Here is a 23871-nt window from a genome sequence, read left to right as displayed (position 1 = left end):
AGACGCGTGCCACGAGCCCTCACCCCAGCCCTCTCCCGCGGGCGGGAGAGGGGGGCAGGCCGGCGGTGCGCGTCGCGGGTCATCACTCGGAAGAGGCTCAGTGAGACGTGCCCAGATACGCCGCGATGACGTCGGGATTGCTGCGCACCTCGTCGGGCGTGCCGTCGCCGATCTTCTTGCCGTAGTCGAGCACGACGACGCGGTCGCTGATGTCCATCACGACGCCCATGTCGTGCTCGATCAGCACGATGGTCGTGCCGTACTCGTCGTTGACGTCGAGGATGAAGCGGCTCATGTCCTGCTTCTCCTCGACGTTCATGCCGGCCATCGGCTCGTCCAGCAGCAGCACCTGCGGCTCCATCGCCAGCGCGCGGCCGAGGTCGACACGCTTTTGCAGGCCGTAGGGCAGGCGCCCGACCGGCGTCTTGCGCCAGGCCTGGATCTCGAGGAAGTCGATGATCTTCTCGACGAACTCGCGGTGCTCGCACTCCTCGCGCTCGGCCGCGCCCCAGCGGATCGCCTGCTGGAAGAGGTTGGTCTTCATCTTCAGGTTGCGGCCCGACATGATGTTGTCGAGCACGCTCATGCCCTTGAACAGCGCCAGGTTCTGGAAGGTGCGCGCGATGCCCATCTCGGCGACCTGGCGGCTGTTCATGTGCGCGAAGGTCTTGCCGCGGAAGCTGATCGAGCCCTCCTGCGGCGAGTAGACGCCGTTGATGCAGTTCAGCATCGAGCTCTTGCCGGCGCCGTTGGGGCCGATGATCGAGCGCACCTCGTGCTCGCGCACGTCGAAGCTGATGTCGGTCAGCGCCTTGACGCCGCCGAAACGCAGCGAGATGTTGCGCACGTCGAGGATCACCTCGCCGCTGCGGCGGCCGGTGGCAGTTGCCGGTTCTGACGACGTCTTGTTCGCGGGTTGTTCGAGCACGGCGGATTCGTCTGTGGCAATCATGCGAAACACCTTTCGATGGCAGCCCGTCGATCAAGCTGACGCCGCGGAACGGGCTTTGCCCGGCCGCTGGCGTCGCCCCCTTGAGGGGGAGCGCCGAAGGCGCTACGGGGGTGGGTCATCACGCCGCCTTTCGCTGCGCGGGGAAGACCTTGCTGTCGAGGATCGCCAGCGTCGCCGAGACGCTGCCGCTGCGGCCGTCCTCGAACTTCACCGCGGTCTCGATGAACTGCTCGCTGCGGCCCTCGTAGAGCGCGTCGACCAGCACCGCGTACTTCTCGGCGATGAAGCCGCGCCGCACCTTGCGCGTGCGCGTCAGCTCGCCGTCGTCGGCGTCGAGCTCCTTGTGCAGCACGAGGAAACGGTGGATCTGGCTGCCGGCCAGCCGCTCGTCGCCCGCCAGGTCGGCGTTGACCTGCTCGACGCATTCGCGCACCAGCTCCAGCACCGGCGGCTTGGCCGCCAGGTCGGTGTAGCCGGCATAGGGCAGGTTGCGCCGCTCGGCCCAGTTGCCCACCGCCTCGAAGTCGATGTTGACGAAGGCGCAGACCTTCTCGCGGCCGTCGCCGAAGGCCACCGCCTCCTTGATGAAGGGGAAGAACTTCAGCTTGTTCTCGACGTACTTGGGCGCGAACATCGCGCCGTCGTTGGCGCCGCCGGCCAGCCGGCCGACGTCCTTGGCGCGGTCGATGATCTTCAGGTGGCCGTGGGCGTCGAGGAAGCCGGCGTCGCCGGTGTGGTACCAGCCGTCGGCGGTCAGCACCTCGGCGGTGGCCGCCGGGTTCTTGTAGTACTCCTTCAGCAGCCCCGGGCTCTTCACGAGGATCTCGCCGTTGTCGGCGACACGGATCTCGACGCCGGCGATCGGCACGCCCACCGTGTCGGCGCGCACCTCGTGGTCGGGCTGCAGGCAGACGAAGACCGCGGTCTCGGTCGAGCCGTAGAGCTGCTTCAGGTTGATGCCGATCGAGCGGTAGAAGGTGAAGAGGTCGGGCCCGATCGCCTCGCCGGCGGTGTAGGCCACGCGCACGCGCGACAAGCCCAGCGTGTTGCGCAGCGGGCCGTAGACGAAGAGCTGGCCCAGTGCGTAGGCGATGCGGTCGCCGAGGCTGATCGCCTTGCCGTCCATCAGTTGCGGGCCGACACGGCGCGCCACCGCCATCGCGCGGCGGTACATCCAGCGCTTGATCGCCGAGGCGTCTTCCATGCGGATCGTGACGCTGGTCAGCAAAGCCTCGAAGACACGCGGCGGCGCGAAGTAGTAGGTCGGGCCGATCTCCTTCAGGTCGATCGTCACCGTGGCCTGCGACTCGGGGCAGTTGACGACGTAACCGCAGGCCAGCCACTGGGCGTAGCTGAAGATGTTCTGGCCGATCCAGGCCGGCGGCAGGTAGGCCAGCACTTCCTCGTGTTCGGTCAGGCGGTCGAAGTCGCGGCCGGCCGAGGCGCGGTCGAGCAGCGAGCGGTGGGTGTGCACCACGCCCTTCGGGTTGCCGGTCGTGCCCGAGGTGAAGAACATCGCCGCGACGTCTTCCGGCGTGCCGGCCTCGACCGCGGCGTCGAAGGCGCCGGGGTGCGCGGCGTCGTGCGCGCGGCCGGCCTCGATCAGCGCATCCAGCGACTCCAGGCCCGGCTCGGCGTACTTGCGCAGGCCGCGCGGGTCGTCGTACCAGAGGCGCTCCAGCCGCGGGCAGGTCTCGCGCAGCTCCAGCAGCTTGTCGACCTGCTCCTGGTCCTCGACGACGGCGCAGCGCACGTCGGCGTTGGTGATCGGAAAGGCGTACTCCGGCGAGGCCGCGTCCTGGTACAGCGGCACCGGCACCGCGCCGATGGACTGCAGCGCCAGCATCGACGCATACAGCCGGGGCCGGTTCTCGCCGACGACGACGACGTGCTCGTCGCGCGCGATGCCGGCCGCCGCGAAGCCGCCGGCCAGCGCACGCACCAGCGTCAGCAGCTCGCTCCACGACAGCGTCTGCCAGATGCCGTAGACCTTCTCGCGCAGCGCAGGGGCCTGCGGGCGGCGCTTCGCATGCTCCTGCAACAGACGCGGGAAAGTCGTCGGCATGGCGGCTCCAGAGGGCGGCGGGCCGGGGCCGAGGGTGGCCGGCTCCGTTCGAGACGATCGTACGAACGGCTTTGACGTCGAGTTGTCGTTCTGACGACAATCTTCGGGAACGTCCCACCGGGTCTTTCCCGCAGCCGCGCCATGACGTCGACCACGCCCTCGCCGGGTTCCGCCGCGCTCGCGTCACGCTCGCGTGCCGCCACCGCCGAAGAACTCGCCGGCATCCCCTGGCTGGGCCGTCTCGACGCCGTCGAGCGCGAGCGTGTGCTCGCCGACCTGCGCGTCGTGCAGGTCGAGGCCGGCGAGCACGTCTGCCGCATCGGCCGGCCGGTGAGCTACTGGTTCGGGCTCATCGACGGGCTGCTGAAGATGAGCAACGACTCGGCGCTGGGCATGCCGATCACCTTCACCGGCGTGCCGCCCGGCGGCTGGTTCGGCGAGGGCACGGTGCTCAAGCGCGAGCCCTACCGCTACAACATCGAGGCGCTGCGGCGCAGCCACGTCGCCGGCATCGGCGCCGACACCTTCCACTGGCTGCTGGACCGCAGCATCGGCTTCAACCGCTTCGTGATGCTGCAGTTGAACGAACGCCTGGGACAGTTCATCGGCGCACGCGAGATCGACCGCCTGACCGACCCCGACGAACGGGTCGCACGCAGCCTGGCCTCGCTGTTCCACCCGACGCTGTACCCCGGCGTCGGCGAGGTGCTGCACATCACGCAGCAGGAGCTGGGCTATCTCGTCGGCCTGTCGCGCCAGCGGGTGAACGAGGCGCTGCACGCGCTGCAGGCGCGCGGGCTGATCCGCGTCGAGTACGGCGGCGTGCGCGTGCTGGCGCTCGACGGGCTGCGCGGCTTTCGCGCCGGCGGCTGAGCGCCAACCCCCGCTGGCCGTGGTGGCGTCGCGCCGCGGGCCTACACTCGCCGGCTTCGTCCTAGCCTGTCCCTGCAGAAGATGATCAGAGCCTGGTTGAGCGCCGCAGCCCTCGTGCTGTCGGCATCCTTCGTGCACGCCGCGCCGCCGCCCAAGGCCGCGCTTCCCGCCGGCGTCGTCGCCGTCACCACCGTCGAGGGCATCGCCGAGTACCGGCTGCCCAACGGCCTGCAGATCCTGCTGGTGCCCGACGAGTCCAAGCCGACGACGACGGTCAACGTCACCTACCGCGTCGGCTCGCGCCACGAGAGCTACGGCGAGACCGGCATGGCGCACCTGCTGGAACACCTGCTGTTCAAGGGCACGCCGACGACGCGCAACGTGATGGCCGAGTTCAGCCGCCGCGGCCTGCGCGCCAACGGCACGACCTGGTTCGACCGCACCAACTACTTCGCCAGCTTCGCCGCCAGCGACGACAACCTGCGCTGGTACCTGTCCTGGCAGGCCGACGCGATGGTCAACAGCCTGATCGCGCGCCGCGACCTGGACAGCGAGATGACCGTCGTGCGCAACGAGATGGAGATGGGCGAGAACAGCCCCAGCGGCGCGCTGTTCCAGAAGACGATGGCCGTCATGTACGACTGGCACGCCTACGGCAAGGACACGATCGGCGCCCGCGCCGACGTCGAGAACGTCGACATCCCGCGCCTGCAGGCCTTCTACCGCCGCTACTACCAGCCCGACAACGCGACGCTGATCGTCACCGGCCGCTTCGACGTCGCGAAGACGCTGGGCTGGATCACGCAGAGCTTCGGCAAAATCCCGCGGCCCAAGCGTGTGCTCGAGCCGACCTACACGCTGGACCCGGCGCAGGACGGCGAACGCACCGTGACGCTGCGCCGCACCGGCGGCGCGCCGATGGTCTTCACCGGCTTTCACGTCGCCCCGGGCGCCAGCGCCGACTTCGCCGCCGCGTCGCTGCTGGCCGGCATCCTCGGCGACGCGCCGGCCGGCCGGCTGCACAAGCGCCTCGTCGAGGGCAAGCTGGCGGCGTCGAGCTTCGGCGTCGCCTTCGGGCTGGCCGAGCCCGGCGTGCTGTTCACCGGCATCGAGCTGGCCCCGGGCCAGGACGTCGAGGCCGCGCGGGCGGCGATGCTGGCGACGCTGGACGGCGTGGCCGCCGAGCCGATCACGGCCGAGGAGCTCGAACGCGCCCGCGTGAAGTGGCTCAACGGCTGGGAGAAGGGCTTCAGCGATCCGCAGGCCGTCGGCATCGAGCTGTCCGAGGCGATCTCGCGCGGCGACTGGCGGCTGTTCTTCGTCGAGCGCGACCAGGTCGAGAAGCTGACGGTCGAGGACCTGAATCGCGTCGCGCGCCAGGTGCTGCTGCGCGACAACCGCACCGTCGGCACCTATCTGCCGACCGAGAACCCGCAGCGCGCGCCGACGCCGGCGCGGGTCGACGTCGCGGCGCTGGTCAAGGACTACCGCGGCCGCGCCCAGCTCGCGCAGGCCGAGAGCTTCGAGGCCACGCCGGCCAACCTCGACCGGCGCACCCAGGTCTCGGCGCTGCAGAGCGGGCTGAAGGTCGCGCTGCTGCCCAAGAGCACGCGCGGCGGCGCGGTGCAGGCGCGGCTGCGGCTGCACTTCGGCACCGGCAAGGCGCTCGAAGGCCAGGAGACCGTCGCCAGCGTCGTCGCCGAGATGCTCGACAAGGGCGGCGCCGGGATGACGCGCCAGCAGATCGCCGACCGCTTCGACGCGCTGCGCGCCCAGGTCGGCTTCAACGCCAACGGTCAGGATCTGGACGTCGCGATCGTCACCGTGCGCGAGCACCTGCCGGCGGCCGTCGCGCTGGTCGGCCGGCTGCTGCGCGAGCCGGCCTTCCCGGCCGACGCGCTCGACGAGGTCAAGCGCCAGTGGGCGACGGCGATCGAGAACCAGAAGCAGGAGCCCGCGGCGCTGATCGCCAACGCGCTGGCGCGCCACGGCAACCCGTACCCGCGCGGTGACCTGCGCTACGCACCGAGCTTCGAGGAGATGGCCGACGACGTCGCCAAGGTCGATGCCGCGCAGCTGGCGGCTTTCCACCGCCGCTTCTACAGCGCGGCGGCGGGCGAGTTCAGCGCCGTCGGCGACTTCGACGCCGAGGCCGTGCAGCGTGCGCTGGTCGTCGCCTTCGCCGACTGGCGGGCACCGGCCGCCGGTGCGCAGGCCTACGAGCGCCTGCCGCAGCCGCGGGTCGAGGTCGCGCCGGCGGCCTTCAAGCTGCAGACGCCGGACAAGCAGAACGCCAACCTGCGCACCGCGCTGGCGCTGCCGGTGTCCGACCGCGACGCCGACTACCCGGCGCTGCTGATGGCCAACTACCTGTTCGGCGGCAGCACCTCGTCGCGGCTGTGGACGCGGGTGCGCGAGACCGAGGGCCTGAGCTACGACGTGCGTTCCACGATCGACTGGAGCCGCATCGAGCAGAACTCGACCTGGTCGGTGAGCGCGATCTTCGCGCCGCAGAACCGCGCCAAGGTCGAGGCCGCGGTGATGGCCGAGCTCGACAAGGCGCGCCGCGAAGGCTTCAACCAGGCCGAGTTCGAGGCCGGCCGCAAGGGCCTGCTGAACACGCTGCGCCTGCAGCGTGCGCAGGACCCGGTGGTCGCCGGCCAGCTGGCGTCCAACCTCTACCTGGGCCGCACGTTCGCGTTCTCGCAGCAGGTCGACGACAGGATCTCGGCGCTGACGCTGGAGCAGGTGAACGCCGCGCTGCGCAAGTACCTGGACCCGTCGCGCTGGAGCATCGCCTGGGGCGGGGACTTTTTGAGCCCCCCAAGCTCGCTAGCGCTCGCTACCCCCCGAGGGGGCCGTCCGCCAGCGGCCCGGCAAAGCCGGGCCGCGGCGGGAAGCTTGATCGCCGCGGCCGTGCCCGGGGCGTCCGCTCGCTGACCGTGTGCGGGCCACCCTTGGTGGCCTTCAGCCCGCGATGAACGCGCGCAGCCGCGCCAGCGCCTCGTCGGGCCGGTCGCGCCAGGTGCCGTGGCCGGCGCCTTCGATGACCGTGTACTCGACCAGCGCTGGCGGCAGCGCGGAGGCGATGTCCTCGGCGTCGGCGACCGGGCACACCGGGTCGTGCGAGCCGGCGAGCACCAGCACCGGGCAGCGCGCGGCGGCAAGGCCGGCACGCAGGTCCATCGCCGCGTGTTCGGCCTCGTTCCAGCCGAACAGGATCTCCGGGCGGAAGAGGCCGCGTTGGCCGGCGTCCGGGTCGGCCGGGCGCGTCGTGTTGTAGAGGTGGCGGCAGTGCACCTCGTAGGCCGCCCAGGTGGCGGCGTCGGGGCGCGTCCAGAAGGCTTCGGCGGCGTCGCGCGCCGCGGCGCCGCCCAGGCGCTCGAACATCGCCAGCTTGCGCGCCAGCTCGAACCGCGGCGCGGTGCTCGACAGGATGACCTTGGCCGCATGGCCCGGGTGGCGCGCGATGTAGCGCTGGGCGACGAAGCCGCCGAAGGACTGGCCGAGCACGATCGGGCGTTCGACGCCGAGCGCGTCGCACAGCCGCACGACGTCGTCGGCGAAGGTGTCCAGCGTCCATTCCTCGGCCGGGCGCGGGTCGCTGCGGCCGTGGCCGCGGTGGTCGACGTAGACGATCTGCACCAGGTCCGCCAGGCGCGAGAACAGCGGCTTGAAGCTCGCGTGGTCGAAGCCGGGGCCGCCGTGCAGCAGCAGCAGCGTCGGCTTCTCGCGCAGCGTGGGGCCGTCGGGCACGAAGCCCGGGCCTTCGACGTCGACGAACAGGCGCACGCCGGGCTGGATCTCGATTCGCATTTCGGACGGGAAAGGGTAGGGCGGCGTCAGCGCGCCGCGTTCGTGATGCCGGCGGCGACGTGGCCCGCGGGCACGTGGCCGGCCGCGTGTTCGACGTGCCGGGTCTGGTCGTCGAAGAAGAAGTCGGGTTCGAACTGGCGCAGGAACTCGCCCTTGGGCAGGCCGCCGAGGAACATCGCCTCATCGACCTCGAGCTGCCAGGCCATCAGCGTGCGGATCGCACGTTCGTGCGCCGGTGCGCTGCGTGCGGTGACGAGCGCGGTGCGCACGCGCATGCCGCTGGCCGCGGCGCGCTGCAGCCGGTGCAGCGCCTCGAGCAGCGGCTTGAACGGCCCCGGCGGCAGCGGCGTCGTGCTGCGCGCCACCTCGTGGGCATGGAACGCGGCCAGGCCGCCTTCCTGCTGGTAGACACGTTCGGCCTCGTCGGAGAACAGCACGGCGTCGCCGTCGAAGGCGATGCGCAGCTCGTCGGGGTGGGTCTCGGCGGCGTGGCGGCTGTGCGTGGCCACACGCGCCGCGGCGACGCCGGCGTCCAGCGCCGCGCGCACGTCGTCCTCGTTGGTCGACAGGAACAGGTTGGCCTTCAGCGGCCCGAGGTAGCGCCACGGCGGGCGCCCGCGCGAGAACATGCCGCGTTCGATCGGCAGGCCGTAGTGCTGGGCGGAGCGGAAGACGCGCATCCCCGACACCGGGTCGTTGCGCGACAGCACGACGACGTCGACGCGCGGCGCGCCGGCGTTGAAGGCGAGCAGCTTGTGCACCAGCGAGAACGCGACGCCGGGGCGCGCCGGCACGTCCAGGCGTTCCAGCTGCAGCCGCATGTAGTCGCGGTCGTCGCCGCCGGCCTCGAAGACGCGGTTCTCCTCCTCGAAGTCGAACAGCGCGCGCGAGGAGATCGCGACGACGAGGCGGGCGTCGGCTGCGGCCGGCGCGAGGGCGGCGGTTTCGTCCATCGCGGGTGATGATATGGGCAGGCCGTCACGCCGCGCCGGCACAATCGGCAGCGTCTGCCTGACTTCGGCGCCTGCCGTTCCCGAGATGAAGCACCTGCTGCGACGTGGCGCGATCCTCGTGTCGACCCTGGCCGCCTCGGCCGCGATGGCGGCGCCGCCGCACGAACACGGCGTCGCCCGGCTCGACGTCGCCGTCGAGCCCGGCCGCATCACGCTGATGCTGGAGATGCCGCTGGACACGCTGGTCGGTTTCGAGCGTGCGCCGCGCAACGACGCCGAACGCGCCGCCGCGCGCACCGCGCTGGCCAGGCTCGCCGACGCCGCGAAGCTGTGGCGCCCCGACCCGGCCGCCGGCTGCGGCCCGGCCCAGGCCGAGATCGACGGCGGCCCGCTGGCGCCCGGTCACGCCCACGGCGCCGACCACGACCACGCGCACGGCGACGACGGCCACGCCGACGCCGACGCCAGCTACACGCTGGAGTGCGCGGCTGCCGAACGGGCGGCCTTCGTCGACACCGGGCTGCTGGAGAGCTTCCCGCGGCTGCGCATCGTGCACGTGCAGGTCGCCACGCCCAAGGGCCAGTGGAAGGCGATGCTGAGCCGGCCGATGACGCGCCTGCCGCTGGTGCGGTGAACCCGGCGATCTCGATCCGCGGCCTGCGCTACCGCTGGCCGCGGGCCCCCGCGCCGACGCTGGCCATCGACGCCTGGGACGTCGAAGCTGGCGAGGCGGTCTTCCTGCACGGCCCCAGCGGCGGCGGCAAGAGCACCTTGCTCGGCCTGCTGGCCGGCGTGCTGCTGCCCGGCGACGGCCGTGTCGAGGTGCTGGGCCAGGACTGGGCGGCGCTGGCCGCCGGCCGTCGCGACGCCTTCCGCGCCGACCACGTCGGCTACGTCTTCCAGCAGTTCAACCTGCTGCCGTATCTCAGCGTGCTGGACAACGTGCGCCTGCCGTGCCGCTTCTCGGTGCGGCGCCGCGCGCGCACCGCTGCCGGCGACGCCGAGGCGCTGCTCGCGCGCGTCGGCCTGCCGCACGAGGCCTGGGCGCGGCCGGCGGCCGAGCTCTCGGTCGGCCAGCAGCAGCGTGTGGCCGCGGCGCGTGCGCTGATCGGCCGCCCCGAACTCGTCATCTGCGACGAGCCGACCTCGGCGCTGGACACGCCGCTGCGCGACGCCTTCCTCGACCTGCTGCTGGCCGCGGTGCACGAGGCCGGCACGACGCTGGTCTTCGTCAGCCACGACGAGCGCCTGGCCGGGCGCTTCGACCGCCGCGTCGCGCTGGCCGACCTCAACGGGGCCGCACGATGACGCCGCTCGTCGGCCTGGCCGCACGCAGCGCCTGGGCGCGGCGCGGCACGCTGCTGCTCGTCGCGCTGTCGATCGCGCTGTCGACGGCGCTGCTGCTGACGCTGGAGCGGCTGCGCGAGGACGTGCGCGCCAGCTTCTCGCAGGCCGTCAGCGGCACCGACCTCGTCGTCGGCGCACGCACCGGGCCGGTGCAGCTGATGCTGTACGCCGTGTTCCGCCTCGGCGGCGCGACCAACGACATCTCGATGGCCAGCGTCGACGCGATCGCGCGCCATCCGGCAGTGGCCTGGGTCGTGCCGATCGCGCTCGGCGACTCGCACCGCGGTTTCCCGGTCGTCGGCACCAGCACCGGCTACTTCGAGCACTTCCGCTACGGCGAGGGCCAGGCGCTGGCCTTGGCCGAAGGCCGCGCCTTCAGCGGCACGCTGGACGGGCTGTACGAGGCGGTGCTCGGCGCCGAGGTTGCCGCCCGCCTGGGCTACCGCGTCGGCCAGCGCATCGTGCTGGCGCATGGCGCCGGCGGCGAACTCGGCGCCGAACACGCCGACAAGCCTTTCACCGTCGTCGGCATCCTGGCGCCGACCGGCACCCCGGTGGACCGCAGCGTGCACGTCGGCCTGCCCGCCATCGAAGCCATCCACCTCGACTGGGCCGGCGGCGCGCCGATGCCGGGTGTGCACATCGCCGCCGACCAGGCACGCAAGTTCGACCTCGCGCCCAAGCGCGCGACCGCGGCCTTCGTCGGACTGAAGAGCCGTGTCGCGGTGTTCCGCGTGCAGCGCTGGGTGGCCGACTACGAGGCCGAACCGCTGCTGGCGGTGCTGCCCGGGGTCGCGCTCGACGAGCTCTGGGAGGTCGTCGGCGTCGGCGAACGGTCGCTGCTCGCGGTGTCGGCGCTGGTCGCCGTCGTCAGCCTGGCCGGGCTGGTGGCGGTGGTGCTGGCCGGGCTGGCCGAGCGCCGGCGCGAGCTGGCGGTGCTGCGTGCCGTCGGCGCCGGGCCGCGCCACGTGCTGGCGCTGCTGGCCGCCGAAGCCGCGCTGGTGACGCTGGCCGGCGCCGCGCTCGGTGTGCTGCTGGCCGTGGCCGCCGTCGTGCTGGCCGGGCCCTGGGTGCAGCAGCACCTGGGCGTGGCGCTGTCGCACGGCGCGCCGACGCCGACGCAATGGGCCTGGCTGGGCGCGGTGCTCGCCGCCGGTATGCTCGCCGGGCTGGTGCCGGGCTGGCGCGCCTACCGGCTGTCGCTGGCCGACGGGCTGAGCCCGCGCTGATGTCGAAGGACACGATATGCACAGACTCCTCGCCGCCGCGGCGGTTGCGGCCCTGATCGGCCCGGCCGTTGCCCAGCCGGCGGCCGGCGTGGCGCCGCCGCAGCCGGCCTTGGCTGCCCCCGCGCCGGCCAAGGCCGCGCCCGGTGCGCCGCGCACGATCGGCTGGGACCAGCTGGTGCCCAGGGACTGGGACCCGATGAAGGAGTTCAAGGACCTGGACCTCGCCGGTCTCGCCGACGGCGACCCGCGCGCCAACAAGCTGCTGCAGCGCATGCGCGAGATCTGGGACGCGGCGCCGGCGAATCCGGCGATCGTCGGCCAGGCGGTGCGCCTGCCGGGCTTCGTCGTGCCGCTGGAGGAGACGAAGCAGGGCCTGAAGGAGTTCCTGCTGGTGCCGTACTTCGGCGCCTGCATCCACAGCCCGCCGCCGCCGGCCAACCAGATCGTGCACGTGTTCGCGGCGCGCCCGGTGGCCTTCAAGTCGATGGACACGGTCTGGGTCAGCGGCACGCTGGCCACCGTGCGCGGCGACACCTACATGGGCGCCAGCAGCTACCGCATCGACGGCGCCGCCGTCGAGCGCTACACGGAGAAGGCACGTTGAAGACTGCCGACGTCACCCGCACCAGCTTCGCGGTGCTGTTCCTGGCCGCGCTGGTCGGCTGCTCGCTGTGGATCCTCAAGCCCTTCGTCGGGCCGACGATCTGGGCGACGATGGTCGTCGTCGCCACCTGGCCGCTGATGCTGCGGGTGCAGGCCGCGCTTGGCGGCAGCCGCGCCGCGGCGGTGACGGTGATGACGCTGCTGCTGGTGCTGCTGTTCGCGGTGCCGCTGGCGCTGTCGATCGCGACGCTGGTCGAGAACGCCGACCGCATCGCCCAGACCGCACGCGACCTCGCCACCTGGCGGCCGTCGCGCGAGGCGCCGGCCTGGCTGCTGGCGCTGCCGATGGTCGGCCCCAAGCTCGCCGTCGCCTGGGAGCAGGCGGTGGCCGCCGGGCTCGAAGGCCTGGTCGTGCGCATCCAGCCCTACGCCGGCGGCTTCACGCGCTGGTTCGTCGGCGAGATCGGCGACTTCGGCAGCGTCGCGCTGCAGTTCGTGCTGACGGTCGTCATCGCCGCGGTGATGTACGCGCAAGGCGAGGTCTTCGGCGCCCAGGTGCGGGCCTTCGCCGGCCGGCTGGCCGGCGAGCGCGGCGTCGGCGCGGTGACGCTGGCGGCCGACGCGATCCGCGGTGTCGCGCTCGGTGTCGGTGTCACGGCGGTGGTGCAGGCGGTGCTCGGCGGTGTCGGCCTGGCGCTGGCCGGCGTGCCGCTGGCGGGGCTGCTGACGGCGCTGATGTTCATGCTCTGCATCGCCCAGATCGGCGCCTTGCCGGTGCTGCTGCCGGCCGCCGGCTGGGTGCTCTACGGCGGCGACGTCGGCTGGGGCGTGTTCCTGCTCGTCTGGTCGGCGATCGTCGGCACGCTGGACAACTTCCTGCGCCCGGTGCTGATCCGCCTGGGCGCCGACCTGCCGCTGCTGCTGATCTTCGCCGGCGTCATCGGCGGGCTGCTGGCCTTCGGGCTGGTCGGCATCTTCGTCGGGCCGGTCGTGCTGGCCGTCGGCTTCACGCTGCTGGAGAGCTGGATCGGCGAGGGCGGTGCGCCGGCCGACGGTGCGCCGCCGGCCGCGCCTTAGGGCGTGCCGATGAACAGGTAGGCGTTGGACGCGCCGTCGCGGCCGCGGCCGATGCCGACGTAGACCGCGCCGATCGGCGTCTCGCCGCCGAGGTAGGCGCTGGCCGAGTCCAGCCAGCCGCGGCGCCCGGTCTCGGTGTAGAGCCGGCCGAAACGAGCACGCTCCCAGGCGAGGCCGAAACGCATGTCGCCGCGCAGCCCCAGCGGCAGCCGGCCGACGATGCGTTCGGCGCGCAGCTGGCCGTAGCGCATGTCGTCGCCGCGCAGCTGGCCCGAGGCGTAGGCCGACAGGTTCAGGAAGCCGCCCAGCGTGGCCGCGTCCCAGACCGGCAGCTCGCCACCGGTCGAGCCGGTCCAGGCGATGCGCGAGCCCAGCACCCAGTCGCCGTAACCCCAGGCGGCGCGGGCCTCGGCGTCCAGGCGCCGGTAATGGCGCTGGCGCGACGAGAACCAGGCCATGCGTGCCGCCCAGCCGGCGCTCGGGAAGTGCAGCCGGTCGAGCTGGTCCAGGTCCAGTGCCGCGGTCCAGCCGTCCAGCGGCTGGCTGAAGCTGGGCAGCGAGGCGTCGCCGGTGTCCACGCGCGGGCGCAGCTCGCCGTCGCGCCAGCCGAGGCGGGCCTGGCCGAAGAGGCCGAGATTGGCGCCGAGCTGGAGTTCGACGATGTCGCGCGAGACCTGGTACTCGGCGATGCGGCGGTCGTCCTCGAAGATGTCGGCGCGTTCGCGGCGGTAGCCGGCGTCGAGCTGGGCGAACCAGAACTGCGTCGGCTCCAGCGGCTGGTACAGCGTCAGCGCGGCGGCGCTGACGTTGCCGATCTCCGCCTCGAGCAGCGCCTCGGCGCCGAGCGTGTTCAGCCAGGTCTTCTGGTAGCCGGCGCGCAGCGAGTAGGTCGAGCCCTGGCTGACGTTGGAGTCGAAGTTCAGGCCCAGGCGCAGGTAGTCCGGCCCCCAGGGCTTCTCGATCGGCGTGATGCGCAGCACGCGGCGGCCGCGCTGCGTCAGCAGCGTGTAGTCGACACCCTGGTAGTAGCCGTCGCCGTAGGCGCGCACCAGGTCGCGGTTCAGCGCCTCGGCGTCCAGCGGCTGGCCTTCGCGCTGCGACAGGTGGCGGCGCAGCACCACCGCATCCACCCGCTGCAGCCCGGCGATCTCGATGGCGTCGACGCGGTCGACGTCGGGGCGGTGGTCCTCCAGCCGGCGGCGCCAGGCGGCGTACTGCTCGGCCGGCACCGCCAGGCGCTGCAGCGCCGGCGCCAGCGCCTCGGCGGCGGCGCGGCCGCGGTCGGCGGCCTCGGCGCTGCGCTCGAAGTCGGCCGCGCTCAGGCCGGAGAGGTCGGGCTTGATGTAGACGTCGCCGTCCTTCAGCGTCGCCAGCGACTGGGCGACGTTCTGCTCGGTCAGGATGGCGACCATCTGCGCCGTCAGCGACAGCATGCCGGTCACCTCCTCGGCCTTGAGCAGCGGCGAGCCGACGTTGACGGCGATGACGACTTCGGCGCCGCAGCGCTCGCGCACCTCGCCGACCGGCAGGTTGTCGACGATGCCGCCGTCGACGAGGCGGCGGCCGTCCAGTTCCAGCGGCAGCAGCAGCCCGGGCACCGCCATCGACGCGCGCATCGCCTGCGTCAGGCTGCCCGAGCGCAGCACGACACGTTCGCCGGTGCCGATGTCGGTGGCGATCATCGACAGCGGCAGCGGCAGGCGGCCCAGGTCGCGCTCGCCGGCCTCGGCGCGCACCAGGCGGTTGAAGAACAGCTTGATCTTCTGGCCGGTGACCACGCCCTGGGCGCCGATCAGCCCGGCCGCGCCGACGCCGCTCTCGGTGCCCGACAGGAAGCGGCGCTCGATCTGCTTGTTGCGGAAGTTCAGCTCGGCGTACTCGGGGTTGTCCTGGAACATGTCGTTCCAGTCGGCGCGGCCGAGCTCCTCGCGCATGGTCTGCGGCGGCACGCCGGCCACCCAGGCGCCGGCCACCAGCGCACCCATGCTGGTGCCGGCGACGCAGTCCACCGGCACGTGCAGCCGGTCCAGCACCTCGAGCACGCCGACGTGCGCCGCGCCGCGCGCGCCGCCGCCGCTGAGCACCAGGCCGACACGCGGGCGTTCGCCACCGTCGGCGGCGTGCAGCGGCGGCAGCAGCGCGAGCAGCAGGCTGGCGAGCACGGTCGAGCGGCGGCAAGAGGGTGTCATGCGCGACATTGTCCCGGCGGCGCGTGGGGTCCTGCACGCCACGGGTCTCAAACCGTCGCCCGGACGCCCGATAGCCCTGCGGAGATGCCGGCCCGACCCACCCCGCCTGCCGCCATGACCCCGCCAGCGCGGCGTGTGCCGCCGGTCGCGGCGTGGTGGCGCACGATGGTCGCGGCGCTGCTGCTGCTCGTGGGCCTGGGCGGCGGCGTGGCGGTGGCCGCCGACGGCCGCTGGATCGTGCTCGGGCCCGAACGCGGCGCCATCGACGCCTGGTCGAGCATGACGATGCTGGCGGACCCGTCGGCGCAGCTCGGCGTCGAGGACGCGCTGCGCCGGCGCGGCGAGTTCGTGCCGATGCAGGGGCGGCGCGCCAACCTCGGCCTGCGCGACGGCGCCGTCTGGCTGCGGCTGAAGCTGGCGGTGCCCGAGACCGACGACGGCCGCTGGCTGCTGGACCTGGACTACCCGCCGCTGGACCGCGTCGACGTCTACGTCGTCTCCGACGGCCTGGTGGTGCGCCAGGTCACGCTGGGCGACTCGCTGCCGTTCGTGCAGCGGCCGCTGCCGACGCGCCCGCACGCGATGCTGCTGATGCTCGAACGCGGGCTCGAGCACGAGCTGCTGCTGCGCGTGCGCACCACCAGCACGATGCTGCTGCCGGTGCGCCTGCTCAAGCCCGGCGTCTTCTACGCCGAGGAGGCGCGGCTGCAGATGCTGCAGGGGCTGGCCGCCGGCATCAGCGTCTGCCTGGTGGCCTTCGCGCTGGTGCGCGCGGTGGGGCGGCGCGAGCCGGTCTACGTGCACTACGCGCTGTCGACCGTCGGTTCGGGGCTGTTCCTGTTCTCGTTTGCCGGGCTGGGCGCGCAGCACCTGTGGTCGGCCAGCGCGCGGTTCGCCGACCTGGCGCCGCTGCTGTCGGCGCTGGTCGGCCTGGCTGGCGCGCTGTGGCTGGTCGACGGGCTGTTCGAGGCCCGCGTGCTGTCGCCGCCGCTGGCGCGCACCACGCGCCTGGCCGGCGTCGTGGCGGCGCTGGCCGCGCTGCTGCTGCTGGCCGGCGCGCTGGACTATCACCAGGCGCAGTTCGTCGCCAGCCTGCTGGGCCCGCTGCCGATGCTGATCGCGCTGCCGATGGCCTGGCGGCGCTGGCATGCCGGCGACCACGCGGCGCCGTACGTGATCCTCGGCTGGGGGGCCAGCGCCGTCGGTGCCACGGTGCTGGCGCTGCTGCTGCACGGCTGGCTGGACCTGGACGGCTGGATCCGGCACGCCTACCAGGTCGGCGCGCTGCTGCAGGCGTTGGCCTGGCTGCGTGTGCTCGACCTGCGCGACGTCGAGCAGCGCGAACGCGCCGAGCTCGCCGACCGCGAGCGCCAGCGCCTGCAGGCCCTGGCGCACAGCGACGCGCTCACCGGCCTGCCCAACCGGCGCGGCCTGGAGCAGGCGCTGGACACGGCGCTGGCGCGTGTCGACGAGCAGCGGCCGCTGGCGCTGTTCCTCGTCGACCTCGACGGCTTCAAGGCCGTCAACGACGAACACGGCCACGAGGTCGGCGACCTGCTGCTGGCGCAGGCCGCGCAGCGGCTGCGCGGCGTGCTGCGCCAGGGCGACGTCGTCGCGCGCTTCGGCGGCGACGAGTTCGTCGTGCTGGCCGCCGGCCTGGGTGACGCCGATGCGGCCTGGGCGTTCGGCGAGCGGCTGGTGCAGGCCTTCGCCGCGCCCTTCGAGGGCGACGGCCGGCGCTGCGTCGTCGGCCTGACCGTCGGCTTCGCGCTCGCGCCGCAGGACGGGCGCGACCCGGTGCTGCTGCTGCGCCGCGCCGACGCCGCGATGTACGCCGGCAAGCAGGCCGGCAAGGGCACGGTGCGCCGCGCCGTGCCGCCGGGCGCCTACGCCTGAAGCGGCGGTGCCGGCCGGGCGTTCACTGCAGGAAGCCGATGGCCCCGCGGCGCGCCGCCGCGCCGGGCAGGTCGGCGAGCTCGATCGTGTCGCGCCCGGCCAGCCGGGCGTTGCCGAAGCCGGTCATCCAGGCGCGCCGCATCTCGCGCGGCGCCATCTGCGCCATGCGTTCGAGCACCGCCTCGCCGGGCTGCTCGTCGAAGCGCCGGCCCCAGTCGTGGCGTTCGCGCAGGCTGCGGTACAGGCGCAGCGCGATCGAGCGCGCGGCGTCGAGGTCGGGCGGCTGGACCTCGAAGACGTTCATCCGGTTGAGGATCGGGTCGGGGATGGCGCGCTCGTCGTTGGCGGTGGCCACCCAGATGACCTGGCTGGCGTCGATCGCGACCTCGGCGAACTCGTCGGTGAAATGGCAGGCCGTGTCGTGTTCCAGCAGGCTGTACAGCGCACCCAGCGGGTCGTAGGCGTGTTCGCCGCGCGCCTTGTCGATCTCGTCGACGACCATCACCGGGTTGGCGTACTGGCCCTCGACCAGGGTCTCGAAGACCTTGCCCGGCCGCGCGCCCTTCCACTGGCTGGACGCACCCGACAGCACCCAGCCGGCGGTGAGCGAACTCATCGACACGAAACCCAGCCCGGTGCCCAGCAGCTGCGCGACCTCGCGCGCGAAGTGCGTCTTGCCGATGCCCGGGGGCCCCAGCAGCAGCATCGGCGTGATCTCCAGCGCGTCGCGGCTGTCCTGGCACAGCGCGAGCTGGCGTTTCACGTCGTCGAGCACTTCGCCGAAGTTGGGCAGCTCCTCGTACAGATGCTCCATCGCCGGCACGCCCGAGGGCCTGACCTGGAAGCGCTCGCCGCCTTTCTCGATCATGCGTTCGTAGGTGCTGCGCAGCGTCTCGTGCTCCCGCGGGGGCAGCTGGGTCAGGCGCTTCTCGACCTCGTCGGGCCGGTAGACGCTGCGCAGCTGCGCGATCGGGATCCGGCCGTGGCCGGCGGCGACCGGGACGAGATCGTGCGATTCCGACATGCACACCTCCTGGAGCGGGAGAACAGGCGTCACATCATTCAAGCATCGGCGGCCGCCCGGCAAGCCCGGAACCGTGCGGCAAAACCCCGCTTGTTGTGCGCGCTGAAGCAAGACCCGCGCCTGTTGTCGCCGTCACCGCACCGACATCGTCCGGTCAAGATGCTGAAACCGGTGCCGGCCAGGATGCCGTCGCGGCCTGCCCCGGGCCGCGGAGACGACGATGCACGCTGCCACCGCCGCCGCCCAAGGCTGGATGCCGACCGAAGACCGCGCCCGCCCCGACACGCCGGCGCTGGAGGCCTGCTACCGCAGCGAGGCCTTCGCCGAGGACTTGCGCGAGCCGCAGCTGCCCCGCGCCGCGCTGCGGCGCGGCTGGCGTGTGCTCGGTCACGCTTGCGGACTTCAGTCCGGCGCGCGCGCGGCCGACTAACCCGGGTGACGCCCGGACATCCGGACGGGCGCATTCCGGAGGAACCCGCATGCTGCAACGCCTTTCGATCGGCCGCCGGATGGCCGTCGTTCTCGCCGCCATCCTGACGCTGTCGCTCGTCTCGGCCATCGCCTCGGTCCTGATGCTGCGCACGCTGCAGGGTGAACTGGACACCATGCTGAACAAGCGCCTCGTCGTCGAGCGAGCCAGCGCCGCCTGGCTGCTGCGCATCAACGCCGGCGTGCAGCGCGCCTCGGCGATCGCCAAGAGCAGCGATCCGAGCCTGGTCGAATACTTCGCCGCCGTCTCGGTGCAGTCGAGCAAGGAGAGCGGCGAACTGCAGAAGAAGATCGGCGACTCGCTCGACAGCGACGAGGAGCATGCGCTCTTCGATCGCATCGGCGAAGCACGCAAGCAGTACCTGTCGGCGCGCGACGAGGTCAGCAAGCTGAAGAAGGCCGGCGACGAAGCCGGCGCCGCGAAGGTGTTCAGCGAACGTTTCGAGCCGGTGTCCAACGAGTTCACCGCCAGTGTCCAGAAGCTGGTCGAGCTGCAGCAGGCCAACCTGGATGCCGCCGCGGCGCGTGTCGAGGCGCTGCGTGCCCGCACCGTGCAGTCGCTGGTCGGCGCGAGCGTCGTCGGGCTGCTGCTCGGCGCCTTTCTCGCCTGGCGGCTGACGCAGAGCATCGTGCGCCCGGTGGTGGAAGCCGAGCGCGCGGCCGAGGCGATCGCCGCGATGGACCTGTCGGGCACGGCGCGCAGCCACTACCCGAACGACGAGACCGGGCGCCTGCTGCGTGCGGTGGACTCGATGCGCGAGGCGCTGCGGCGCACGGTGCAGCAGGTGCGCGGCGCGGCCGACGGCATCGCCACGGCGAGCGAGCAGATCGCCACCGGCAACCAGGACCTGAGCCAGCGCACCGAACACACGGCATCCAACCTGCAGCAGACGGCCAGCGCGATGGAGCAACTCACCGGCACGGTGAAGTCCAGCGCCGACTCGGCGGCGCAAGCCAACCAGCTCGCGGGTTCGGCGGCCGACGTGGCGCGCCGCGGCGGCCAGGTCGTCGGCCAAGTGGTGGCGACGATGGACGAGATCAGCGCCAGCTCGCACCGCATCGCCGACATCATCGGCACGATCGACGGCATCGCGTTCCAGACCAACATCCTGGCGCTGAACGCTGCGGTCGAGGCGGCACGCGCGGGCGAGCAGGGCCGCGGCTTCGCGGTCGTGGCCGGCGAGGTGCGCACGCTGGCGCAGCGCAGCGCCGAGGCGGCACGCGAGATCAAGGCGCTGATCGGCACCAGCGTCGAGAAGGTGGAGTCGGGTTCGCGCCTGGTGGGCGAGGCCGGCAGCACGATGACGGAGATCGTCGCCAGCGTGCAGCGCGTGACGGACATCATCGGCGAGATCAGCGCCGCGTCGCACGAGCAGAGCCAGGGCATCGCGCAGGTCAACGGCTCGGTCAACGAGCTCGACCAGATGACGCAGCAGAACGCCGCGCTGGTGGAGGAGGCGACGGCCGCCGCCGGCAGCCTGCGCCAACAGGCCGGGCAGCTGGCCGAGCTGGTGTCGACCTTCAGGCTGGGCCAGGAGGCCCGCGCCTGATCAGCGCACCCAGCTGTTGAGCTGGATGATCGGCAGCATCACCGCCAGCACGATCATCATCACGACGCCGCCCATCGCGACGATCAGCAGTGGCTCGAGCACGGTGGCCACGGCCATCGCGCGGCGCTGGACCTCGGCGCCGAGCTGGGTCGCGGCGCGCTGCAGCATCACCGGCAGCTGGCCGGTCTGCTCGCCGAGGCGGGCGAACATCGCCAGAAGCCCCGGGAAACGTTTCTTCGCCGCCAGCGCCGAGGCCAGCGGCGCACCTTCGCGCACCTGCACCAGCGCGTCGAGCGCGTCGGCGCGCATCGCGCGGTTGCCCAGCGTCTCGGCCGCCGCCTGCAGCGCCTTCAGGATCGGCACGCCGGCGCCGGCCAGCATCGCCAGCGTGCCGGCGAACCGCGCCGCGTTGTAGCCGCGCGCCAGCCGGCCGACCAGCGGCAGCCGCAGGAAGGCGGCGTCGCTGCGCTCGCGAAACCCTGCGCTGCGCCGCGCGAAGACGAAAGCCGACACGCCGGCCACGACGCCCAGCGCCACCGCCCAGCCCCAGTGGCGCACGAAGTCGCTGATCGCCATCATCACGACGGTCAGCAGCGGCAGCGACTGCTTGGTGTTGCTGAAGACGGTGGCCACCTGCGGCACGACGTAGGTGACGAGGAAGGTCACGATGACCAGCGCGATCAGCGAGACGATGGCCGGGTAGAGCATCGCGCCGAGCAGCTTGGCGCGCAGCGCCTGGCGGTCCTCCAGGTCCTGCGCCAGGCGTTCGAGCACCGCGCCGAGCGCGCCGCTCTGCTCGCCGGCGGCGACGACCGCGCGGTAGACCTCGTCGAACTCGCGCGGCGCCGTGGCCAGCGCGCGTGCGAACGGGCTGCCGGCGTTGACCTCGCTCCTCAGGTGCACCAGCAGTTCACGCTGGCGCTGGTCCTCGGCTTCGTCGGCCAGCGCGGTCAGCGCCCGCTCCAGCGGCAGCCCCGAGCCGACCAGCCCGGCCAGCTGTCGCGTCCACACGGCCAGCCCGGTGGCGTTGAACACGCGACGCGAGAACCGCGCCGCGGTCGTGCCCTCGGCCGCCGGCGCGCCGACCGGCGCCACCGACAGCGGCACCAGGTTGCGCGCGCGGATCTGGGCGCGGGCGGCGCGGGCGTTGTCGGCGTCGAGCAGGCCGCTCTGGGCCTTGCCGGCGGCGTCCAGCGCCTCGAAGCGGTAGGCCGGCATCAGTCCCTCGTGACGCGGATGACTTCCTCGGCGGACGTGACGCCCTCGGCGATCAGGCGTTCGCCGTCCTCGCGCATCGAGCGCAGGCCGTTGGCGCGCGCGGCGGCGGCCAGGTCCTGTTCCGAGCCGCGCTCGTGGATCAGCGTCTGCACCGCCTCGTCGACGACCATCAGCTCGTAGACGCCGGTGCGGCCCTTGTAGCCGGTGTGGCTGCAGGCCGGGCAGCCGACCGGATGCCAGCGGCCCTCGCCGTCCTGGCGCTTGCACGCCGGGCAGAGCTTGCGCACCAGGCGCTGGGCCAGCGCGCCGAGCAGGCTGGACGACAGCAGATAGGGCTCGACGCCCATGTCGATCAGCCGCGTGACCGACGACGGCGCGTCGTTGGTGTGGATCGTCGCCAGCACCAGGTGGCCGGTCAGCGAGGCCTGGATCGCGATCTGCGCGGTCTCGTAGTCGCGGATCTCGCCGATCATGATGACGTCCGGGTCCTGGCGCAGGATCGCGCGCAGCGCCTTCGCGAAGGTCAGGTCGATCTTCGGATTGACCTGGGTCTGGCCGATGCCGGGCAGCTCGTACTCGACCGGGTCTTCCACGGTCAGCACGTTGGTCGTCGCGGTGTCGACGCGGCCCAGCGAGGCGTACAGCGTCGTCGTCTTGCCGCTGCCGGTGGGGCCGGTGACGAGCACGATGCCGTGCGGCTGCTGGATCAGGCGCTCGAAGCGCCGCAGCAGCTCGCCGTCCATGCCCAGGCCTTCGAGCGTGAACTTCGATTCGGCCTTGTCCAGCAGGCGCAGCACCGCGCGCTCGCCGTGCGCCGACGGCAGCGTCGACACGCGCACGTCGATCGCCCGGCCGCCGATGCGCAAGCTGATGCGGCCGTCCTGCGGCAGGCGTTTCTCGGCGATGTCGAGCTCGGCCATGATCTTCAGCCGGCTGATCAGCGCCGCGTGCAGCGCCTTGTTCGGCTGCACCACCTCGCGCAGCGTGCCGTCGACGCGGAAACGCACGCTGGAGCTGCGTTCGTAGGGCTCGATGTGGATGTCGCTGGCGCCGTCCTTGGCGGCCTGCGTCAGCAGCGCGTTGAGCATGCGGATGATCGGCGCGTCGTCGGCGGCCTCGAGCAGGTCCTCGACCGCCGGCAGCTCCTGCATCATGCGCGAGAGATCCACGCCGCTCTCGACCTCGCCGATGACGGCCGCGGCGCTGCTCTCGCCGCCGGCGTAGGCCGCGGCGATGCGCTGGCCGAGCGTCGCGCTCGGCTCGTGCTCGAAGGCGGCGACGTCGAACAGCCGCGTCACCTCGGCCAGCGCCGCCGGCGGCGTGGTCTCGCCGGCCCACAGCACGAGCTGGCCGTCGTCCTCCAGCAGCAGCGTGTTCGCCTTGGCGAACGCGTAGGGCAGCGGGTGTCGGGTGGCCATCGTCTTACTGCGGCCTGGCGGCTGGGCTGGCGTCGTTCGGCGCCGGCGTCACCGGCTCGGCCGTCGGCGCCTTCGCCGGCTGGGCGGCTGGCGGCGCGGCGTTGGGCAGCGGCGGCAGCACCGGCGCCTCGTCGATGCGCAGGATGGCGCTGGGCGTCGGCTGCGCGCCTTCCTGGCGGGCGCGGATCTGGTCGTAGCGGTCCAGCGACAGCCGGACGGTGCTGTCGGCGTCGCGCATCACCACCGGGCGCAGGAAGACCATCAGGTTGGTGCGCTTCTTGGTGCGGCTCTCGCTGCGGAACAGCGCGCCCAGGCCGGGGATGTCGCCCAGCAGCGGCACCTTGGACTTCTCCTCGACGTAGCTGTCCTGCACCAGGCCGCCGAGCACGATGATCTGGCCGTCCTCGACGACGACCTGCGACTCGATCGAACGTTTGGTCGTCGACGGCCCGGCGTTGGTCGTGCCGACGGTGGCCGTCGACAGCACGCTGGACTGCTCCTGGTAGATCGTCATGCGCACCGTGCCGCTCTCGCCGATCTGCGGCCGGATGCGCAGCGTGATGCCGACGTCCTTGCGCTCGATGGTCTGGAACGGGCTCGTCGTCGCGGTGCCGGTGTTGGTGTACTGGCCGGTGATGAACGGCACGTTCTCGCCGACGACGATCTTCGCTTCCTCGTTGTCCAGCGTGATCAGGTTCGGCGTCGAGACGATGTTCGTCTTGGTCTGGCTCTGCAGCAGGTTGGCCAGCGCGCCCAGCGCGTAGGTGCCGCCGTAGCGGCGCAGGATGCCGACGTTCAGCCCCTCGCCGAGCGACACGCCGCTGGCGCTGCCGCTGGCCGCCGCGGTCGTGATGTTGAGGATGTTGCCGCTGCCGTTGTTGTTGCTGAAGTTGGTGCCGCCGAACAGGCCGGTCTTGTCGCCGTCCTTGCCGATCAGGCCCTGCCACTGGAAACCGAACTCGGCGGCGTTGTCGCCCGCCACCTCGACGATCAGGCTCTCGATGTAGACCTGGGCGCGGCGCGAGTCGAGCTGCTCGATCATCGTGCGCACCTGGCGGTACAGCGGCTCGGGCGCGGTGATGATCAGCGAGTTGGTCGCCGGGTCGGCCTGGATGAAGCCGCCGGTCGTCGGCTGGCCCGACGGCGTCACCGGCGCGGTGGCCTGCGCCGAC

Annotated in this window: 19 protein-coding genes; 10 read left to right on the top strand and 9 right to left on the bottom strand. The window is 72.5% G+C overall.

Annotation, left to right across the window (positions count from 1 at the left end; all coding sequences use genetic code 11):
* Positions 1-97: 97 nt before the first annotated feature.
* Together RBXJA2T_RS16905 and RBXJA2T_RS16900 are read right to left on the bottom strand one after the other, a co-directional pair.
* Positions 98-952, bottom strand: a complete 855-nt coding sequence (locus RBXJA2T_RS16905) for an ABC transporter ATP-binding protein (RefSeq protein WP_230760907.1) — start codon at positions 950-952, stop codon at positions 98-100.
* Positions 953-1070: 118 nt separating this feature from the next.
* Complete coding sequence (locus RBXJA2T_RS16900; RefSeq protein ID WP_009858638.1) at positions 1071-3017, bottom strand: AMP-dependent synthetase/ligase; 1947 nt, start codon at positions 3015-3017, stop codon at positions 1071-1073.
* 141 nt (positions 3018-3158) lie between these two features.
* On the opposite strand from RBXJA2T_RS16900, the gene RBXJA2T_RS16895 reads away from it, so the two are divergent.
* Together RBXJA2T_RS16895 and RBXJA2T_RS16890 are read left to right on the top strand one after the other, a co-directional pair.
* Positions 3159-3890: a Crp/Fnr family transcriptional regulator gene (locus RBXJA2T_RS16895; RefSeq protein WP_009858637.1), complete on the top strand. Its 732-nt coding sequence runs from the start codon at positions 3159-3161 to the stop codon at positions 3888-3890.
* Positions 3891-3986: 96 nt separating this feature from the next.
* Positions 3987-6830, top strand: a complete 2844-nt coding sequence (locus RBXJA2T_RS16890) for a M16 family metallopeptidase (protein ID WP_009858636.1) — start codon at positions 3987-3989, stop codon at positions 6828-6830.
* Positions 6831-6857: 27 nt separating this feature from the next.
* Here the strand turns inward: RBXJA2T_RS16890 and RBXJA2T_RS16885 are convergent, their stop codons facing one another.
* Both RBXJA2T_RS16885 and RBXJA2T_RS16880 read right to left on the bottom strand, forming a co-directional pair.
* Positions 6858-7706, bottom strand: a complete 849-nt coding sequence (locus RBXJA2T_RS16885) for an alpha/beta fold hydrolase (RefSeq protein WP_009858635.1) — start codon at positions 7704-7706, stop codon at positions 6858-6860.
* A 26-nt stretch (positions 7707-7732) separates the two neighbouring features.
* Entirely contained in the window at positions 7733-8659 is a 927-nt protein-coding gene (locus tag RBXJA2T_RS16880; protein ID WP_009858634.1) for a 5'-nucleotidase, read from the bottom strand.
* 85 nt (positions 8660-8744) lie between these two features.
* On the opposite strand from RBXJA2T_RS16880, the gene RBXJA2T_RS16875 reads away from it, so the two are divergent.
* The 5 genes from RBXJA2T_RS16875 to ydiK are packed head-to-tail and all read left to right on the top strand — an operon-like array spanning position 8745 to position 12915.
* Positions 8745-9293 (top strand): ZrgA family zinc uptake protein, encoded by a 549-nt coding sequence (locus RBXJA2T_RS16875; RefSeq protein ID WP_009858633.1) that lies wholly within the window; start codon positions 8745-8747, stop codon positions 9291-9293.
* Positions 9290-9967, top strand: coding sequence for an ABC transporter ATP-binding protein (locus tag RBXJA2T_RS16870; RefSeq protein ID WP_009858632.1), 678 nt, complete (start codon positions 9290-9292; stop codon positions 9965-9967). Before RBXJA2T_RS16875 ends, RBXJA2T_RS16870 begins: the two co-directional genes overlap by 4 nt.
* Positions 9964-11235 (top strand): ABC transporter permease, encoded by a 1272-nt coding sequence (locus RBXJA2T_RS16865; RefSeq protein ID WP_009858631.1) that lies wholly within the window; start codon positions 9964-9966, stop codon positions 11233-11235. Before RBXJA2T_RS16870 ends, RBXJA2T_RS16865 begins: the two co-directional genes overlap by 4 nt.
* Before the next feature lie 16 nt (positions 11236-11251).
* Positions 11252-11839, top strand: coding sequence for a DUF3299 domain-containing protein (locus RBXJA2T_RS16860; protein WP_009858630.1), 588 nt, complete (start codon positions 11252-11254; stop codon positions 11837-11839).
* The gene (gene ydiK, locus RBXJA2T_RS16855; RefSeq protein ID WP_009858629.1) at positions 11836-12915 is read left to right on the top strand and encodes an AI-2E family transporter YdiK; all 1080 of its coding nucleotides are present in this window, start codon (positions 11836-11838) and stop codon (positions 12913-12915) included. The genes RBXJA2T_RS16860 and ydiK overlap by 4 nt, the downstream gene beginning before the upstream one ends.
* Here ydiK and RBXJA2T_RS16850 read toward each other — a convergent pair.
* Positions 12912-15104 (bottom strand): patatin-like phospholipase family protein, encoded by a 2193-nt coding sequence (locus tag RBXJA2T_RS16850; protein ID WP_237704898.1) that lies wholly within the window; start codon positions 15102-15104, stop codon positions 12912-12914. The two genes, ydiK and RBXJA2T_RS16850, sit on opposite strands and share 4 nt — an antisense overlap.
* A 114-nt stretch (positions 15105-15218) precedes the next feature.
* Here RBXJA2T_RS16850 and RBXJA2T_RS16845 point away from each other — a divergent pair, with 114 nt between their 5' ends.
* Positions 15219-17000: a diguanylate cyclase gene (locus RBXJA2T_RS16845; protein ID WP_029718728.1), complete on the top strand. Its 1782-nt coding sequence runs from the start codon at positions 15219-15221 to the stop codon at positions 16998-17000.
* Between the two features lie 22 nt (positions 17001-17022).
* On the opposite strand, the gene RBXJA2T_RS16840 is transcribed toward RBXJA2T_RS16845, so the two are convergent.
* Positions 17023-18024 (bottom strand): AAA family ATPase, encoded by a 1002-nt coding sequence (locus tag RBXJA2T_RS16840; protein WP_009858626.1) that lies wholly within the window; start codon positions 18022-18024, stop codon positions 17023-17025.
* 220 nt (positions 18025-18244) lie between these two features.
* Here RBXJA2T_RS16840 and RBXJA2T_RS16835 point away from each other — a divergent pair, with 220 nt between their 5' ends.
* Both RBXJA2T_RS16835 and RBXJA2T_RS16830 read left to right on the top strand, forming a co-directional pair.
* Positions 18245-18454: a hypothetical protein gene (locus RBXJA2T_RS16835; protein ID WP_009858625.1), complete on the top strand. Its 210-nt coding sequence runs from the start codon at positions 18245-18247 to the stop codon at positions 18452-18454.
* Between the two features lie 49 nt (positions 18455-18503).
* Positions 18504-20063, top strand: a complete 1560-nt coding sequence (locus tag RBXJA2T_RS16830) for a methyl-accepting chemotaxis protein (RefSeq protein WP_009858624.1) — start codon at positions 18504-18506, stop codon at positions 20061-20063.
* On the opposite strand, the gene gspF is transcribed toward RBXJA2T_RS16830, so the two are convergent.
* From gspF to gspD, 3 genes are all read right to left on the bottom strand, one after another.
* Positions 20064-21281 carry a type II secretion system inner membrane protein GspF gene (gene gspF / locus RBXJA2T_RS16825; RefSeq protein WP_009858623.1) on the bottom strand — a complete coding sequence of 406 codons (1218 nt, stop codon included), beginning with the start codon at positions 21279-21281 and terminating at the stop codon, positions 20064-20066.
* Positions 21281-22699: a type II secretion system ATPase GspE gene (gene gspE, locus RBXJA2T_RS16820; RefSeq protein ID WP_009858622.1), complete on the bottom strand. Its 1419-nt coding sequence runs from the start codon at positions 22697-22699 to the stop codon at positions 21281-21283. The genes gspF and gspE overlap by 1 nt, the downstream gene beginning before the upstream one ends.
* Before the next feature lie 4 nt (positions 22700-22703).
* Positions 22704-23871 (bottom strand): type II secretion system secretin GspD (gspD, locus tag RBXJA2T_RS16815; RefSeq protein WP_009858621.1); only part of this gene is annotated, 1168 nt, incomplete at its 5' end.

It is taken from the genome of Rubrivivax benzoatilyticus JA2 = ATCC BAA-35, from assembly GCF_000190375.1.
In the GTDB taxonomy this organism is placed as follows: Bacteria; Pseudomonadota; Gammaproteobacteria; order Burkholderiales; family Burkholderiaceae_C; genus Rubrivivax; species Rubrivivax benzoatilyticus.
The sequence above is the reverse complement of the archived record's forward strand: the minus strand, read 5'-3'. Positions and strand labels throughout refer to the sequence as shown.